Consider the following 15,702-nt stretch of genomic DNA (forward strand, 5'->3'; position numbering starts at 1 on the left):
CGCAGTGGGGAGGCATTCATTTCGGCACTAGCTAGAGGCAGGAGAAAACGCAGGGGAAGCCCCGTGGCGCAGGCTTTTCGCGGGAGCTGATGCCTCAAGGGCAATTGGCACCGAATGGCAGGAAGTATGAAGAAACAGCGCCTATTTCGGCACTAAGTGAAAGCGAAGTGAACAAAGTATGGCGCTAGTAGAGCTCGCGGCCAATCCACACTGCGCGGCCTATGATCCTGATGCCGTCAGCCAAGTCGCCTCGGGCGTCGATTTCTAACGGCGCGTAGGCCTCGTTGTAGCTCTTCAGAATGAATTTGCCGGGAACCGCGTCCACCACTTTCAGATAGACCAAGTCCTCCACGGCCACCGCGAACAGACCGCCCGCACGGGGTGTCGTCTGGCTCTGGTCCACCAGCACCACGTCGTCATTGAAAATCTGCGGCTCCATGCTGTCGCCTGCGACACGCATGAGCACCATCTTCGACGGCTGCCCCTTCGCGTTGATCCAGTCACTGCGGAAGGCGTAGCGCCGCTCGACGCCTGTTCCTACCTCAAATGACCCCGTTCCCGCAGAAAGGCGGGCATCGACCATGGGCACCATGGTCAGCTGGCAGTCGGCGCAGTCGATGAATTCCAAACCTTCCAGGGCCTTTGAGGCCTCGGCTGTCGGCTTCATATACGAAGGCCCTTCGCCCGTGAGCAGCCAGGTCGGGTCGACGCTATACCGTTTGGATAAAATTTCCAGAAAGGCGCTGTCCGGCAAGCGTTCGCCCTTTTCATACCGGGCCAGCGTCTGCGGATGCACTCCAAGCTCTGCGGCAAAGGATTCCCTAGCCTGCTTACCTCGAATCAGCACGATACGCTCGCCAATCATATGCGAAACTTCCCTGCCCGAACTTGTGCGAGAAGTTTTGCGGCGGGGGGCGCGCAAAACAAAACTTAACCGTTCGGTATTCTTGCCGAAGCGATTTTGATACCGAATCGCTAACTTTTGCGCCGTTCGGCGTTGACAAAGTTATCCGAATGGTACAAAACGAGGCTGCGGGCGGTGGAAAAACCTTCAAGAAAAACCCTACCAGCCCCGCGCAACAGGGTCAACGTCCACACCTCCTAGATGTTTGGACGTCCCCTCCACCTCAAGGCGGACGGCGGCTATGCGGCAAGGCTCCCTCTTCGACGATGACAACGGCAGGCTCTCCGGCCTGGTTCCCGCCCTGCGCGCGGCCATGAACCGCGCGGCGGGCGAGGACGAGGACGGCCGCAAGCTGCTGGTGGACCGCATCAACGCGGTCGCCAGGGACGCGGGCATCCGGCTCACCGCCGGGAACGCCAAAGTCATCTCCAAAGACACCCTCGACAAATGGCTGAACCCCAATGACCGCGACCACACGCCGGGACTTTTGGCTGTGGTCGCCTTTTGCCGCGCCACCAAGGACGCCGCCCCCCTGCGGGTGCTGCTGCGCTCCCTGGGGCTCGACGTGATGACGGACGAGGACCGCAAGCTGCGGGATTACGGCAAGGCCTGCCTGACGGAACGCGAAGCGCGCAAGCGCAAGAAGATGCTGGAGGAAACCATATGAAGCCCCTGGAATGTCGGGCCGAACGTCAAAAGATGCGCTTCCGCATCCGAGAGCACCTGGACCGCCAGGGCTTGACCATGCTTGAGGTCGCCCGGCGGCTTGGCGTGAACAAGAATATTGTGGCCGACACCATCGCCGGACAGCGGAACAACGTGCGCGTGCTGGAAAGCCTGCGTGACCAGTTCGGCGTGCCCGAGGAACTGTTGTTCATTCCGCAGAAGGACAAGGCGGCCTAGCCGTGGACGCCTTCACCTCTCTTGAGCTGGCCCAGCTGCTGGGCGCGGCCGTCAGCACCGTCATTCGACGCGCCAAGCGCGAAGCCTGGCAGGGCCGCCCGCGCAAGGCTCGCGGCGGCGGCAGCGAGTGGCTTCTTTCGTCCATGCCCAAGGCAACGGTGGACGCCATCATCGCCGCGCAGCTTGCCGAACAGGGCGCGCAGCCGGTGCAGGCCTCCGCCTTGGCCAAGCCCTCGCCCGTTGCTGGCGCGGCTTCCCTTGCCCACATGACGGAACAGTGCCGCGCCACGGTGCTGGCCCGGCTGGCCTTCGTCCGCGAGACCCTGCGCTTGAGCGCCATCACAGGCAAGGAATCGGCCGTCCGCCACCTGGTGCAGGCCGCCCAGGCCGAGACTTTGGGCGAGCGCCTGGCGCAGCTCATCCCCGTGGCCAACGCCAAGTACGGCGCGGGCGCGGGGCGCGGCCTTTCGCGCCGCCGTCTGTACGAATGGTGTGCGCTCTATGCCGAGGGTGGCGAGCTGGCGCTTGCGCCGCGCAACCCGCACAAGAACATGGGCGTGCCCGCCTGGGCACCGCTTTTCCTCTCCTTTTACCAGCGCCCGCAAAACCCCAGCTTGGCCGAGGCGCACCGCGATTTCGTCCGCGCCTGGCAGGCCGAGCAGCCCAGCCGCGCGCCGTCCCTGGACGCCGTGCGCCGCTTCCTGGCCAAGGTGGCCAAGCCGGACTTGCTGGCCGGGCGCAAGACGGGCAACGCCCTTTTGCACCTCAAGCCGCACATGAAGCGCAAGACGGACAAGCTGCTGCCCTGCGACGTGTACACGGCCGACGGAACCACCTTTGACGCCGAGATAGCCCACCCGGAAACCGGGCGGCCCTTCAAGCCCGAGGTGGTGCTCTTCCTCGACGTTTGCACGCGCCGGTGCGTCGGGCTCTCCGTGGCCCTGGCCGAAAGCGCCGCCGCCACCCTGGACGCCCTGCGCATGGCCTGCCTCTTTGGCGGCATTCCGGCCATGCTCTACACCGACAACGGCCCCGGCTACACGGCGGACCTGCTGACCAAGCCCGGCGTGGGCATGCTGGAGCGCCTGGGCATTGAAATTTGCAACGCCATTCCCGGCCGTCCGCAGGGCAAGGGCCTCATGGAGCGCGCGGTCAAGACAATCTGCGTGCCCGCCTCAAAGCAGCTGGCCACCTGCACCCACGCGGACATGGACGGCGACGCCAAGCAAAACGTCTACAAGATCACCCGCGCCCAGCTGAAAAAGCACGGGCGCTCGTCACTTTTGCCCACATTCGAGACCTTCAAGCAAGTGCTCCTCGCCCGCGTTGAGGAGTACAACGCCAGCCCGCACCGTGGCCTGCCGACCATTGAGGACCATGCGGCTGGCAAGCGCCGCCACATGAGCCCCAATGAATCCTGGGAGAGCTTCGCGGGCATGTTCGAGCCGTACCGCGTGCCCGATGACCTGCGCGACGACCTGTTCATGCCCGCCACGGTTCGCAAGGTGAAGAATGGCATGGTGCGCCTGTGGAACCGCGACTACTTCGCCCACGAGCTTGCCGCCCACCATGATGACATTGTGCAGGTGCGCTACGACATTTGGGACGCCTCTTACGTCACGGTCTGGACCGAAGCGGGCGAGAAGCTTTGCACGGCCAAGCTTGACGCCAACGCCATGGACTACTTCCCCATTTCCCGCATTGAGGAAGCGCGGGCCAACCGCGAGCGCGCCCAGCTGAAGCGCCTGGAGCAAAAGGCCCAGCGCATTGCCCCAGGCGCAACCCTCACCGCGCCTGCGGACGCCCCGGCCATAATGGCGGACAGCTTGAGCAGCCGCCAGTGCATCACCATTACCGCCCAGCCGGAACAAGAACCAGCCGCCCCCACAAGCGCCGAGCTGGAGCGCATCCGCACGGTCATGGCCGAGGCCGAACAGGAAGCCGCGCAGGCCATGGCCCCGAAGCCCGCCCCGGAAAAGCGCCCCATTTTTCACCTGTCCACGGACAAGTACCGCTGGCTTCTGCGCCACCCGGCCCTGTGGACCGACGCGGACCGCGCCTGGCTGGCCGAGTACGCGAAAGGAGGCGAATACGCGCTGTTGCGCGAGCGCTTCGAGTACGAGGGCCTGGGCCTCGCCCCGGTGCAACTTTTCCCGGCGTTAGAGACCCCGAGCGTTTGACCGAAACTAACGGAGGCAACATATGAGAAAGCTGTTTGTGCGGACATCCAACTACGAGCGCTTCGCCGCTGGCGTGGCCGCCGTGGAGAACCGTGGCGCGGCCGAGGCCGGAATGATGCTGGTGCATGGCCAGCCCGGCCTGGGCAAAAGCGAGGTGCTGACCAGCTGGGCCGTGGACGCTGGCGCGGTGTTCCTGCGCGCCAACATCGACTGGACCCCGCGCTACTTCCTTGTGGAGCTGGCCAAGGCCCTGGCCGTTGACCCGCGCGGCACCAGCGAACAGCTGTTCAACCGCATGCTGGCGGTCATCGCCACCCAGCAAATCCCGCTGGTCATCGACGAAGCCGAGGCCACGTTGAAGGACCACGCGGCCGTGCTGGAGAAGATACGCGACTTCAGCGACCGCACCGAAACCATGGTGGTGCTGGTGGGCATGGAGGCTATCCAGCGCAACATCGCCCGGCACCAGCAGATTTCCAGCCGCATCGCCCAGGTGGTGGAGTTTTCGCCCGCCAGCCTGGAGGACGTGGCGCTTACCTGCCAGCAGCTTTCCGAGGTGCGCATAGCCCCGGACCTGGTGGCCGAGATCCACCGCCAGAGCAACGGCCGCATGCGCGAGGTGATGAACGCCATCGCCACCGTGGAGCGCGTGGGCAAGATGAACGGCCTGGAGGCTGTGGACATGGCCGCCGTGGAAGGCATGAGCATCACCCACGACTGGCAGGCGCGCCGCCCGCGCGTGGTCGGCAAGGCCAAGAGGGCGGCGTAATGGCCTGGCGCGGTCTGGAAATCCTGCGGCTTCTGGAGGCCGAGCAGATGCTCACCTTTGAGCTGGCGCGGGCTACGGGCATCGCCAAGGACCGCATCCGCTCGGCCTGTAAAACTCTGGCCAGCCGGGGGCTCATTACCAGCGAGAACGGCGTGCATGGCCTGACCGAGGCCGGGCGCTCGGCTTTGGTGGGCGGCGGTGCGGACCTCCTCACCGGTCCACGCAAGGGCACTTGCCCGGAACGTTTCAAGGACGCCTTGCCTGCCCGCGCCTGGCGCGTGCTGCGCATCCGCCAAAAGGCGTGCCTTGACGACATGCTGACGCTGCTTTGCAGCGACCCGGAAGCCGAGTGCAAAACCCGCCACGCACTGGCGCATTATCTGCGCGCCCTCACCACGGCGGGCTACCTGGTCGAACTGCCCCGGCGCGGCGGACAAAACCAGAGAGAGGTCCGCTGGCTGTTGGTGCGCAACACCGGCCCCTGTTCCCCAACCTGGAATCCCAAGCGGCACACCGTGACGGACGGCAACACGGGCACGGTCTACCCCCTGACCGAAGTAACGGAGGCCAGCCATGACTAAGGACTGGCTGACGCTCTTGTCCGAGGCCGTGGCGGAATCCAGCAAGGCCGCTGTCGCGGAGGAGCTGGGCGTTAGCCGCCCGGCCGTTAGCCTGCTGCTGCTCGGCAAGTACCCCGGCAAAACCGACCGCATGGCCGCCCGCATCCTGGAGCGCTACGCCCGCGTGGATTGCCCGCACACGGGCAAGAGCGTGACGCCGGACCATTGCCGCAAGTTCTGCGGCCCGGTGCCCACCTCAAGCCCCGCCGCCCTGCGGCAATGGCGCGCCTGTCTGACCTGCCCCAACAACCCCAACCGCGAGGAGCACGCCGCATGATTCACGAGTCAATTTCCAACGTGGCCAATGTGTTGGATGACCTGCGCCAGCATGTCACCCAGGAAGAGTCGGAAGTCATCCGCCAGGCCTGCATCGTGTTGGATGCCGCCGCCGAGGACGTGAAGAATCTGGAAACCCTGCTGCCCATCGCCGGAACCGGCGAGGAGTGCAGCGCAACGCCTGCGGCTGCGTAGGCAAGGAGAACAGCAATATGGCCACCAGAACCAAGCCCCAGCCCCTCATCATCGGCGACCTGCCCCAGGCCGACGAAGCCCTGCGCAAGCTGGCCGAGATCACCCGCGAGCAGGCCCTCATCGAACAGGGCCTGAACGAGCAGATTGACCAGCTGAAGGCGGCGGCGAAGCTCCAGCTGGAGCCGCTCACCGCCTCGCGCAAGCGCCTGGAGGATGCCCTGGCCGTGTTCGGCACGCTCAAGAAGGACGAGCTGTTCGGCGTCAAGCGCAGCCTGGACTTGACCTTCGGCGTCATCGGCTTTCGCAAGGCCACCAGCCTGCGCCTTTTGGCCAAGCACACCTGGACCATGGTGCTGAAGCGCCTTCAGGACCTGGGCCTTTCTGAGGGCATCCGCACCAAGCTGGAAGTGGACAAGGACGAGCTGCGCGGCTGGCCGGACACCCGCCTGGAGACCGTGGGCGTGCGGCGCGAAAGCACGGACGAGTTCTTCATCGAACCCAAGCAGGAAGAGATCGCCAGCAAGGCGGCGTGAACCAAGCGAAACCGCACCCGGCCAATGGGCTGGGCGCGGTCGCCGGGGCGTGGTTGCCCCGGCCTGATGAGCAGCCAAACACATGGAGCCCGTATGAAAACCGAATCCCGCCGCAGCTTGCTTGCCAAGGTGCATATCGCCGCCAAGGCCCTGGGCCTGGAGGATGACGCCTACCGCGACATGCTGGAGGCCCTGACCGGCCAACGCTCGGCCGGAAAACTCACGGAGAAGCAACTGGTCCTGGTCATCACCGCCTTGCGCAAAAAGGGCTGGGTGGACGAGGACCCGCGCCCGGCCCGCAAAAAGCCCACGCCCCGCGCCACGCCGGGCACCGCGCCCTTGCTGGACAAGATCGGCGCGCTTCTGGCCGATGCAGGGCGGCCCTGGGCCTACGCCGTGGGCATGGCCGCGCGCATGTACAAGGTGGAGCGCCTGGAATGGGCCAAGGCCGAGCAGCTGCGCGGCATTGTGGCCGCGCTGGTGAAGGACGCCAAGCGCCGCGCGCAAAAGGAGCAGGAGGTGCCCGCATGAATACCGACAACCCGTCGTTTGCGCAGCTTGAGCTTGAGCAGCTGCCCGTCATGGCGCGGGAGCTGGCGACGGCCATTGGCCTGCGCCAAGCCATGCGCCTGGTGGACGCCCTGGGCGGGACCACGTTCCCGGTGCCCAAGCGCGAAACCAAACAGGGCGAGCTGCGCTTTAACACCCTGGCCCATGTCATTGGCCCGGAGGCTGCGGAGGTGCTGGTGCGGCGCTACGGAAGCACGGACCTGTACATTCCCCGGTGCGCGGACGCTCTGCGCCGCGTGCGCGATACGGCCATTTGCCGCGAGTATGACCGGCTTATCCAGACCATGAGCGGCAACCAGGCTGTGCAGCGCCTGGCGCGCGCCAATAGCCTGTGTGACCGCCGCATATTCGACATCCTGAAGCAAACGCCCGTGCCCGCCTTGAACGTAGGCGGGACGGGGCAGCTAAAGCTGGTGGGGTGACATGAGGGGGCATAATCATGGAGTCTGTTTATTGGAGGCTTGACTCTACTCGGCAAAGAAGTAAAAAATTCCAAATATAAACAAATGACGACTTGCGTTATCGCTTATCGCGCTTCTGCAGGTTTAAAGTAAAGGACGCGAGGTATACAAGATTATGATAAAAAAAAATAAGTCATTATGGACTATTGTTATTGGAGTCCTGTTCGCTGTATTTGGTGCTTTTATCGTTATTATAAATGATAGATATACAGTAGTAGAACTTGTCTCAGCATTTGCTGGGTTCATTACAAGCATAACTTTCAGTATCTCATTATACGATACAATAAAGAAAAAGAAAAATTTTGGGGATATTGATGAACAATCCAGCAAAAACAAAACTAACATGATGGATGTATCTGGCATCAAGACGATAGTAGGGAGCGAGATTTCAAAAATTTCAATGAAAGCTGATGTCGACTATGATAAAATTTCCGATGCCATTGCAAAATCAATTGAAAAAAGTAATGTTTTGGCACAGCATGCTAATTTTATTGGCCAATGCCAACAAATCTCTTCCTCTCTTATGGAAAAAGCAAACGTTAGCGATAAAAAAGCATCTGAATTGCTGGATAGAGGAACGGGATATGTCTGGCTTGGTATCTTGTTTTATATTTCTTCAATAATTGTTTGGCAGATATTCATCTCGTATTCTCAAGGGATACTTGTTCAACATTATTATGGGATAGCCGCATGCTCTTTTTTATTTTTGTTTATAGAATTCTTGAGCGCTTGGTTCTTGCGCCAGTATAGACATTTTGTTGATACATCCACGTATCTCCTCAAAGTAAAATCAATATTCGACAGATATGTATTGCTTTACTGTGCCCTCGAGGGCAAAGAGAAGGATGTCGCTGACGACCAAGATAAAGTGAAAATTATTGCAAAAGTTCTTAGTGAAAAGTTTCCATGGCCTAGCGATACGCATTTAACTAAAGAAGATGTGGCATTCACCCGTGAGGCTGTAGATTCTTTTGCGAAACTGTTTAACATTTCAAAACAAAGTAAGAAAAGCGATGAAAGCAATTAACTCCAAGTCTTTCTTATTGCCAGTAGTTCTACTAGCTGTTCTCGCCACGGTTTCCTCTGCCTTGGCCGCAGGTGATGGCAACCGCGTGAAAGAGTACGAGCGCACCGCTCGCAAGGGCGACTACCAGGCACAGCGCAATCTGGCCTACACACTGGCCACTTCGCGCGAAGTAGGGGTGGCCAATCCTATCCTTGGATGCGCCTGGTACAAGCTGGTGCTGCTCTCTGGCAGCTCCAAAGTGGGTGACGGAGACATCGGCAACGTGCGTGTATACTGCGGCCCGCTCAGCCGCGAACAACAGGGCGTGGCCGAGCAACAGGCACAGCGCTTGTACCACGAGATTTACCTGAAATAACCTACACCTACTGCCCCTTTCCATCTGTTCCGCCTTCTTCTTTGCCTTGACCAAGCATTGTCAAAGTACTGCCAATGTTCGCTGAACAACTATCGGTCTGCGAACGTGAAAACGAAATCGCCCGCCTCAGAACACTGTTCTCTGGCGGGCGATTTTGCTATTGCTGGTAGGAAACTCTTTGTTATGGAGCGTCTAGTATCCGTGCACAACTGAAAGTATGTCGTTTAACAGTTTTCCCATCTAATTCAAGGAGGTTTAAATTTATTCTAATTTTTTTCTCAGTGAGTTGTTCAACAGGGAAATTTACAGAAACTGCGTTCTCCGACAACGGACTTATTTGTGTATAAGCTCTTTCTCCGGTATCACCCCCGAACGCACGCTGTAATCCATATATATCATCATTAAATGCACTGCCGGAATCAGCGATAGCGGCGATTCTTGCGCTACCATCATATGCCACAAAGATATTAACATTTGTCGTATTCTTTATAACAAAAGAAAATCTAACGTGCTGCTTTGTCTTTGTGAGGTGGTAAGCGTAGACAATAAAATGCTCTGACTTGTAAGCATCAGCTTCCTGCTGTTGAACAAAACTCTGATCTTTTACTTGAATTGTGGCATTGTCATGTGGCACGACAACAGGGATTGTCGGTACAGGAGCAGGAGGCGCAGCAGGTGCTTGTGCTTCTTTCGCTTTTGGAGTTAATCCAACAGTATCATTTATAAAAGTTCCGTACTCGTAGGCTTTGCGTACCAGCGAGGGTAGTTTCTCAACATCCGCTCCCGATGATTTGAAGGCGTACACAGAAGAGAGTATGGTTGCTAACGCGGCCACGATGCCGAGAACCGCCGATATGATCTCAATCCATTTCTTCATATACTGCCCCTTCGATTGATTAATAACCCAAAAATGTTTGATATTCATTCTTGTGTCAATAAAAAGAATCACCCGCCCCGCCTACTGAACCCCTTCCATCTGTTCCGCCCCCACGTGCCGCCTAGGATAGGCGGCACGTGGGGGCGGTCCTGTTTGCCCCCTGAACCAATCAGGAGGCGAACATGGGACGCACCAACCGCCAGGGGCTGGACATCATCCAGTGCTACGAAACCCTGCGGCTCACCGCATATCTTTGCCCAGCGCGCAAGTGGACCATCGGCTGGGGCCACACCGGACCGGATGTCTACCCCGGCCTGACCATCACCGCAGACGAGGCCGACCAGCTGTTCCAGGCTGACCTGGAGCGCTTCGAGTCCGCCGTGGACGAACTGCTGGCCGTCGAGGTGACGGGCAACCAGTTCAGCGCCTTGGTCTGCTTCGCCTACAACGTGGGCGAGGGTGACGACGGCCTGGCCGGTTCCACGCTGCTGCGCAAGTTGAACGCGGGCGACCTGGACGGCGCGGCCCGCGAGTTTCCCCGCTGGAACCGCTCCAAGGGCCGCGTGCTCTTAGGCCTCACTCGCCGCCGCGCCTCGGAGCGCGCCCTGTTCTGTACCCCCGGTGACGGGGAGGCCGCGTGAACCTGCTGCGCGCCTTCAACGCCGCACCCGCCCCAACCGAGTCCCACACCGCCCTGGTGCTGGTGGCCTTCATCGTTCTGGTGCTTTTCCAAGGCTTCGCCTTGTGGAAGGGGCAGGAGTTCAGCGCAAGCGCCTTTGGTGAGGCCCTGGGCGTCGTCATGGGCGGCGGCGGCGTGGCCGCGCTGGGCCAGGGCTATCTGACGCGGGAGCGCGCGCGGGCCGGGGCAAGCGTGCGGCCCGACAACCCCGACAACCCCGATGCGCCCGGCGCAGGAGGCATCTAATGGACCTGACCACCCTGGCAAAGTCCCTGACATCCACCCCCGAACGCAAGCTGGCCCTGTGCCTCGGCCTAGCCTTGCTGGTGCTCCTGCTCTGCCTGGCCAGCGGCTGGGGCGGCTACCGCCACGGCTACACCACGGCCACGAACGAAGGCAACGCCAAGTACGCCAAGCTCCAGAAAGCGCAGGCGGACGCCTGGGCCGAAAGCAAGGCCAAGGCGCTGGACCGCTACGTTCTGGCCACCCAACGCGCGGACCAGCTGGCCACGGAACACCAGGCCGCCCAGCTGCGCCTGGCCGATACCCGAACCCTCATCTTGAAGGAGATACCCCATGCGACGGCTGGCCTTGCTGCTTGCTCTTTTGGCCCTGATTTCCTGCGCACGTACAACCGAGCCCTCGGTCTCGGTGCCGGTGGAGTGCCAGCGCCCGCCGGTTCCGGCAGCCTTGCGGCAGACAACGCCACCGCCCGCGCCGCTGACGCCGGGATACGCGGCGGCGCACCCGTAGAGGCCAGCCCGGCGGACCTGCTCACCCACGCGGCCGACTACGGCAAGTGGTGCTGGGACACGGCCGACCAACGCGACAAACTGCTCAAGCTGCTGACCGAGGAGGCCCGGTAAATGGACTGGTGGGACAAAGTTTTTAATGTGCTGTCGCTGGTGATCGTGGTCATTCAGGGCCTGCTGGCCTGGGCGCTGTGGAGCCTACGTAAACAGTTTGTCTCCACCGAGCACTGCGACGGGAAATGCACGGGCATGGCCGAAAAGCACGCCGCGCTGGCGCAAGCCCAGGCCAAGCTTGAGCAGGTGCAGCAAGCCCTGCCGGATGCCGCCGAGGTGCAGGCCCTGCAAGTCCAGCTAACGGAGATCGAGGGCAGCATCAAAACGGTAATGGCCACGGTGCAGGGCCAAGCCGAGCTGATGCAGCGCATCGAACGGCCGCTCAATTTGCTTTTGGAACATCACTTGCGGGGTGACAAATGAACTTTGCCAAACTTTTGTCCGAGGACCGACGCCTGGTCATCCTGCGCCTGCTCGCCTGCGCGCCGGAATACAGCTTGAACGCCTTTGTGCTGCGGCCTGGCCTGGAGGCCGTGGGCCACGCCATGAGCGCGGACCAGCTGGCCACGGAACTGGCCTGGCTGTCCGAACAGGCCCTGGTGAACCTGGACGCCGTGGCGGATATGACCGTGGCGCACCTCACCCCGCGCGGGGCGGACGTGGCCACCGGCCGCACGGTGACGCCGGGCGTTAAACGGCCCGAGCCGGGCGTTAGCGACATGATGAGCCTGGGCCTGAACCTGATACGCGGGAAAATGGGGGCGTAGGCCATGGCCCACAAGGACGAGAAGCGCCAGGCCTTGCGCCAGGCGTATGTGTTCGACCGCCTGCCCCTGGAAACGGCGGCGGACAAGGTGGACGTGCCGCACAGCACGGCGGCGCGCTGGAAGCGCCAAGCGCGGGCCACGGGCGAGGATTGGGACAAGCTGCGCGCAGCCAACCTGCTGGCGGGCGAGGGCATGGAGAACGTGGCCCGGCAGATGCTGGCCGACTACGTGGTGCAGCACAAATCCCTTATGGACCTCATCAACGGCGACGCCAACCTGGGCGCGGCAGCCAAGGTGGATATGCTGGCCAGCCTGGCGGACAGCTTCAACAAAACCGTGGCGGCCAGCCGCAAGGTGCTGCCCGAGACGAACAAGCTGGCCACGGCGCTTTCCGTCATCAACCGCCTGTCCGATTTCATCCGCGCGAACTTCCCCCAGCATGCCGCCGCCTTTGTGGAGATTCTGGAGCCCTTCGGCGACGAACTGTCCAAGGATTAGGAGCACACCATGGCCAAGACGAGCGCCCGGTTCGGCCAAAAGAACTTTTTGGAGGAGCTGGCCAAGCTGGCCACCTCCCTGCGCCAGCAGATAGAGGCCGAGTGCTCCGGCTTCGCGCCGGACCCCAAGGCGTCGAAAGAACGCAAAGAGCAGGCGCAAAACGACTTCGCGTTCTTCCGCCGCACCTACTTCCCGCACTACACCAAGTACGGCGATAGCGTTCTGCACACCTGGCTGGACGAGAACCTGCCCCGCCTAGTGGACCTGCCCGCAGGCCAGCGCCTGGGCGTGGCCGCCCCGCGCGGCGAGGCCAAGTCCACGGTGGTGGGCCTGCAATTCGTCATCTGGTGCGCCGTAACCGGGCGCAAGCGGTACATGCTCGAAATCGCCGACGCCTTCGAGCAGGCCGCCGCCCAATTGGAGGCCGTCAAGGCCGAGCTGGAGGCAAACCCGCGCCTGGCGCTGGACTTCCCCGACCACACCGGCCAGGGGCGCGTGTGGAACGCGGGCGTCATCATCACCAAGGGCCAGGTGAAGATACAGGCCTTTGGCGCGAATAAGCGCATGCGCGGCCTGCGCCACGGCCCGCACCGCCCGGACCTGGTTATTTGCGACGACCTGGAGAACGACGAGAACGTGAAGAGCCCGGAACAGCGCGACAAGCTGGAGAAGTGGCTGCGCCGCACCGTGCTTTCCCTGGGCGAAGCCGGCGACACTATGGACGTGTTCGTCATCGGCACCATTCTGCACCACGACTCCGTGCTTTCGCGCCTGCTGAAGGCCCCCCTGTGGCGGCACAAGAGCTTCCGGGCCATCCTCAACTGGCCGGACCGCATGGACCTGTGGGACGCCTGGGAGGAAACGCTTTTGAACAGCGGCGAGGAAGCCGCCCTTGCCTATTACCAGGAGCGCGCGGCGGACATGGAACTTGGCGCCACCGTTTCCTGGCCATCCGCCCGGCCGCTGTACAGCCTTATGACCAAGCGCGCCCGCGACGGCCACGACGCCTTTGACAGCGAGCAGCAGAACGCCCCCGGCAGCGGCGACGACGCTCCGTTCAAAGTCATCACTTTTTGGGTGGACGTTCGGCACGATTGGACGTTCTTCGGCGCGGTGGACCCGAGCCTCGGCAAGCTGGGCAAGAGCCGCGACCCCTCGGCCATTCTGGTGGGCGGCTGGTGCCGCGACACCATGACCCTGGACGTGGTGGAGGCCAGCATACGCAAGCGCCTGCCCGACCGCATCATAGAGGACGTGCTGGCCATGCATGCGCAATACCGCTGCATGCTGTGGGCCGTGGAGGCCGTGCAGTTTCAGGAGTTCCTGCGCACGGAGCTGATACGCCGCGCCATGGTGCGGGGCATGGTCATACCCGCCCAGGCCGTCACGCCCATTGCGGACAAGGCCCTGCGCATCGAAAGCTTGCAGCCCTATTTCGCGCAAGGCCGCATCCGCCTGCACCCCTCGCAGAACACGCTCATTGAGCAGTTCCGCAACTTCCCCCTGGCCGACCATGACGACGGCCCGGACGCAACGCACATGCTGTGGGAGATAGCCGTGGGCGGCTTTGTGACCATGGCCTTCGACCCCGTGCCCAAGCACGGCGGCATCAACACGCGCAACCTTTGGAGCGGCTCCGAGGAGATGGATGATGAAGATGACGACGATTATTGATCGGCTGAAGGCGAGCTGGGGCGGACTGCGCAACGGTCCGGCCGAAACGATGCAGAGCGAGGCCCTGGCTTTGCTGCGCAGCGAGTACCTGGCCAGCCTGGTGGGCGGCCTGACGCCGCGCAAGCTCAACCAGATTCTGGCCAACGCGGATGCCGGGGATATTGTGGACCAGTGCCGCCTCTTTGCGGAGATTGAGGACCGGGACGAGCATGTCCACGCCGAGCTTTCCAAGCGCCGCCGGGCGCTTTTGGGCCTGCAATGGAACATCGTTCCCGGCAAGGGCAAGGGCACGCCCAAGAACCCGGACAAGCGCGCCGCCGCCGTGGCCGAGGCCGTGCGCGAGCAATTCGACTCCATCCCCGACTTTGAGGACATGGTCCTCGACCTGGCCGACGCCATCGGCTACGGCTTCGCGGCCCTGGAAATTGAGTGGGGCTTTGACGGCCGCGTCCATGTGCCCGTGTGCCTGCACCATCGGCCGCAGACATGGTTCCAGCTTTGGCCGACGCCCTTCGGCGGCGACGGCAACACCTTGCGCCTGCGCGACGGCAGCATGGAAGGCCTGCCGCTTTTGCCCCTGGGCTGGGTGCTGCACCGCCACCGCAGCAAGTCCGGCTTGCTGCCGCGCTCCGGCCTGTTCCGCGTGCTGGTGTGGACCTACCTGCTCAAGGGCTATGCGCGCGGCGACTTCGCCGAGTTCTTGGAGATCCACGGGCTGCCCTTGCGCGTGGGCACGTACCCGGCCACGGCCACCAAGGATGACAAGGCCGCCCTGAAGCGCGCCATCCAAGCCATCGGCCACGACGCGGCGGGCATCATCCCCCAGGGCATGGTCATTGATTTCAAGGAGGCGGCCAAGGGCAGCGAGAAACCCTTTGAGGCCATGCTGAACCACTGCGAACGCGGGCAGAGCAAGGCCATTTTGGGCGGCACGCTCACCAGCCAGGCGGACGGCAAGAGCAGCACCAACGCCCTGGGCAAAGTGCATGACGACGTGCGCCGCGACATCATGGCCAGCGACGCCCGGCAGATCGCCAGCACCATAACCCAGCAGCTGCTCATGCCGCTTGCCGTGCTGAACGTGGGCGTTTCTGACCCGGCGCTGTTGCCCTATTTCATGTTCGACACCTCCGACCCGGCGGACCTGACCGAATTGGCCGAGGCTCTGCCCAAACTGTCCGAGTGCATGCGCATCCCCGAGGCCTGGGCGCACGAAAAGGCGGGCATCCCCCTGCCCGAGGGCGACGAACCCATACTGCGCCCGAACCTGGGCCAGGCGCAAAACACGGGCGCAAAGCCTCCGTTAACGCCGCCCGCCGCCACCGCCGCGTTAACGGCTGCTGAAGACGGCGCGGCGCGCTTCCCCGACCAGGACGCCCTGGACGCGGCCAACGTGCCGGAGGCCACGCTGCAACGCATTATGGAGCAACTGACGGGCAGCCTGGTGGCGGAGCTGAAGGACGGCAAGACGCCGGACGAGCTGCTGGCCGCGCTGGCCAGCCACTACCCGCGCATGGAGACCCGCGACATGGAGGAGCTGCTTGCCCGCGCCATGTTCGTGTCCGAGGTGTGGGGCCGCGTGTCGGCTGCGGCCGAGGCCGAGTAGCC

22 protein-coding genes and 1 other RNA gene are annotated in these 15,702 nt (G+C 62.4%); 21 read left to right on the plus strand and 2 right to left on the minus strand.

The features are described from left to right. Positions 1-184: 184 nt before the first annotated feature. Entirely contained in the window at positions 185-865 is a 681-nt protein-coding gene (locus ACYQ4W_RS00005; protein WP_459851377.1) for an XRE family transcriptional regulator, read from the minus strand. 280 nt (positions 866-1,145) lie between these two features. Here ACYQ4W_RS00005 and ACYQ4W_RS00010 point away from each other — a divergent pair, with 280 nt between their 5' ends. The 13 genes from ACYQ4W_RS00010 (at position 1,146) to ACYQ4W_RS00070 (ending at position 8,793) form a co-directional block, all read left to right on the plus strand. Further along, complete coding sequence (locus ACYQ4W_RS00010; RefSeq protein ID WP_459851379.1) at positions 1,146-1,571, plus strand: hypothetical protein; 426 nt, start codon at positions 1,146-1,148, stop codon at positions 1,569-1,571. Beyond that, entirely contained in the window at positions 1,568-1,807 is a 240-nt protein-coding gene (locus tag ACYQ4W_RS00015) for a hypothetical protein (RefSeq protein WP_459851381.1), read from the plus strand. The genes ACYQ4W_RS00010 and ACYQ4W_RS00015 overlap by 4 nt, the downstream gene beginning before the upstream one ends. A gap of 2 nt (positions 1,808-1,809) precedes the next feature. After that, complete coding sequence (locus ACYQ4W_RS00020; RefSeq protein ID WP_459851383.1) at positions 1,810-3,987, plus strand: Mu transposase C-terminal domain-containing protein; 2,178 nt, start codon at positions 1,810-1,812, stop codon at positions 3,985-3,987. 22 nt (positions 3,988-4,009) lie between these two features. Further along, a complete protein-coding gene (locus tag ACYQ4W_RS00025; protein ID WP_459851385.1) occupies positions 4,010-4,756 on the plus strand; it encodes an AAA family ATPase in 747 nt (248 codons plus the stop codon). Then, positions 4,756-5,337, plus strand: coding sequence for a winged helix-turn-helix domain-containing protein (locus tag ACYQ4W_RS00030; protein WP_459851387.1), 582 nt, complete (start codon positions 4,756-4,758; stop codon positions 5,335-5,337). Before ACYQ4W_RS00025 ends, ACYQ4W_RS00030 begins: the two co-directional genes overlap by 1 nt. After that, entirely contained in the window at positions 5,330-5,653 is a 324-nt protein-coding gene (locus ACYQ4W_RS00035) for a LacI family transcriptional regulator (protein WP_459851389.1), read from the plus strand. The genes ACYQ4W_RS00030 and ACYQ4W_RS00035 overlap by 8 nt, the downstream gene beginning before the upstream one ends. Next, on the plus strand, positions 5,650-5,847 hold the full coding sequence (locus tag ACYQ4W_RS00040) for a hypothetical protein (RefSeq protein WP_459851391.1): 198 nt from the start codon (positions 5,650-5,652) through the stop codon (positions 5,845-5,847). The genes ACYQ4W_RS00035 and ACYQ4W_RS00040 overlap by 4 nt, the downstream gene beginning before the upstream one ends. 17 nt (positions 5,848-5,864) lie before the next feature. Further along, complete coding sequence (locus ACYQ4W_RS00045; protein WP_459851393.1) at positions 5,865-6,380, plus strand: host-nuclease inhibitor Gam family protein; 516 nt, start codon at positions 5,865-5,867, stop codon at positions 6,378-6,380. Between the two features lie 3 nt (positions 6,381-6,383). Beyond that, an RNA gene (locus ACYQ4W_RS00050) (hammerhead ribozyme type II) lies at positions 6,384-6,460 on the plus strand. 13 nt (positions 6,461-6,473) lie between these two features. Continuing rightward, positions 6,474-6,911, plus strand: coding sequence for a gp16 family protein (locus ACYQ4W_RS00055; RefSeq protein ID WP_459851395.1), 438 nt, complete (start codon positions 6,474-6,476; stop codon positions 6,909-6,911). Beyond that, positions 6,908-7,372 (plus strand): Mor transcription activator family protein, encoded by a 465-nt coding sequence (locus ACYQ4W_RS00060; RefSeq protein ID WP_459851397.1) that lies wholly within the window; start codon positions 6,908-6,910, stop codon positions 7,370-7,372. Before ACYQ4W_RS00055 ends, ACYQ4W_RS00060 begins: the two co-directional genes overlap by 4 nt. Positions 7,373-7,526: 154 nt before the next feature. After that, the gene (locus ACYQ4W_RS00065) at positions 7,527-8,438 is read left to right on the plus strand and encodes a hypothetical protein (RefSeq protein ID WP_459851399.1); all 912 of its coding nucleotides are present in this window, start codon (positions 7,527-7,529) and stop codon (positions 8,436-8,438) included. Beyond that, positions 8,425-8,793: a hypothetical protein gene (locus ACYQ4W_RS00070; protein WP_459851401.1), complete on the plus strand. Its 369-nt coding sequence runs from the start codon at positions 8,425-8,427 to the stop codon at positions 8,791-8,793. The genes ACYQ4W_RS00065 and ACYQ4W_RS00070 overlap by 14 nt, the downstream gene beginning before the upstream one ends. Positions 8,794-8,974: 181 nt before the next feature. On the opposite strand, the gene ACYQ4W_RS00075 is transcribed toward ACYQ4W_RS00070, so the two are convergent. After that, on the minus strand, positions 8,975-9,742 hold the full coding sequence (locus tag ACYQ4W_RS00075; protein WP_459851404.1) for a hypothetical protein: 768 nt from the start codon (positions 9,740-9,742) through the stop codon (positions 8,975-8,977). Positions 9,743-9,852: 110 nt separating this feature from the next. On the opposite strand from ACYQ4W_RS00075, the gene ACYQ4W_RS00080 reads away from it, so the two are divergent. The 8 genes from ACYQ4W_RS00080 to ACYQ4W_RS00115 are packed head-to-tail and all read left to right on the plus strand — an operon-like array spanning position 9,853 to position 15,700. Further along, positions 9,853-10,311: a lysozyme gene (locus ACYQ4W_RS00080; protein ID WP_459851406.1), complete on the plus strand. Its 459-nt coding sequence runs from the start codon at positions 9,853-9,855 to the stop codon at positions 10,309-10,311. Beyond that, positions 10,308-10,595: a hypothetical protein gene (locus ACYQ4W_RS00085; protein ID WP_459851408.1), complete on the plus strand. Its 288-nt coding sequence runs from the start codon at positions 10,308-10,310 to the stop codon at positions 10,593-10,595. Before ACYQ4W_RS00080 ends, ACYQ4W_RS00085 begins: the two co-directional genes overlap by 4 nt. Further along, complete coding sequence (locus tag ACYQ4W_RS00090) at positions 10,595-11,215, plus strand: hypothetical protein (RefSeq protein ID WP_459851410.1); 621 nt, start codon at positions 10,595-10,597, stop codon at positions 11,213-11,215. Before ACYQ4W_RS00085 ends, ACYQ4W_RS00090 begins: the two co-directional genes overlap by 1 nt. Continuing rightward, on the plus strand, positions 11,216-11,578 hold the full coding sequence (locus ACYQ4W_RS00095; RefSeq protein ID WP_459851412.1) for a DUF2730 family protein: 363 nt from the start codon (positions 11,216-11,218) through the stop codon (positions 11,576-11,578). It abuts the gene before it with no gap. Continuing rightward, positions 11,575-11,922 carry a VpaChn25_0724 family phage protein gene (locus ACYQ4W_RS00100; RefSeq protein ID WP_459851415.1) on the plus strand — a complete coding sequence of 116 codons (348 nt, stop codon included), beginning with the start codon at positions 11,575-11,577 and terminating at the stop codon, positions 11,920-11,922. Before ACYQ4W_RS00095 ends, ACYQ4W_RS00100 begins: the two co-directional genes overlap by 4 nt. 3 nt (positions 11,923-11,925) lie before the next feature. Continuing rightward, positions 11,926-12,420, plus strand: coding sequence for a DUF1804 family protein (locus ACYQ4W_RS00105; RefSeq protein WP_459851418.1), 495 nt, complete (start codon positions 11,926-11,928; stop codon positions 12,418-12,420). A 9-nt stretch (positions 12,421-12,429) separates the two neighbouring features. Further along, positions 12,430-14,094, plus strand: a complete 1,665-nt coding sequence (gene terL / locus ACYQ4W_RS00110; protein ID WP_459851420.1) for a phage terminase large subunit — start codon at positions 12,430-12,432, stop codon at positions 14,092-14,094. Next, positions 14,078-15,700, plus strand: a complete 1,623-nt coding sequence (locus tag ACYQ4W_RS00115; RefSeq protein ID WP_459851423.1) for a DUF935 domain-containing protein — start codon at positions 14,078-14,080, stop codon at positions 15,698-15,700. Before terL ends, ACYQ4W_RS00115 begins: the two co-directional genes overlap by 17 nt. The last annotated feature ends 2 nt before the right edge of the window (positions 15,701-15,702 follow it).

The sequence above is a fragment of the Humidesulfovibrio idahonensis genome (assembly GCF_054657715.1).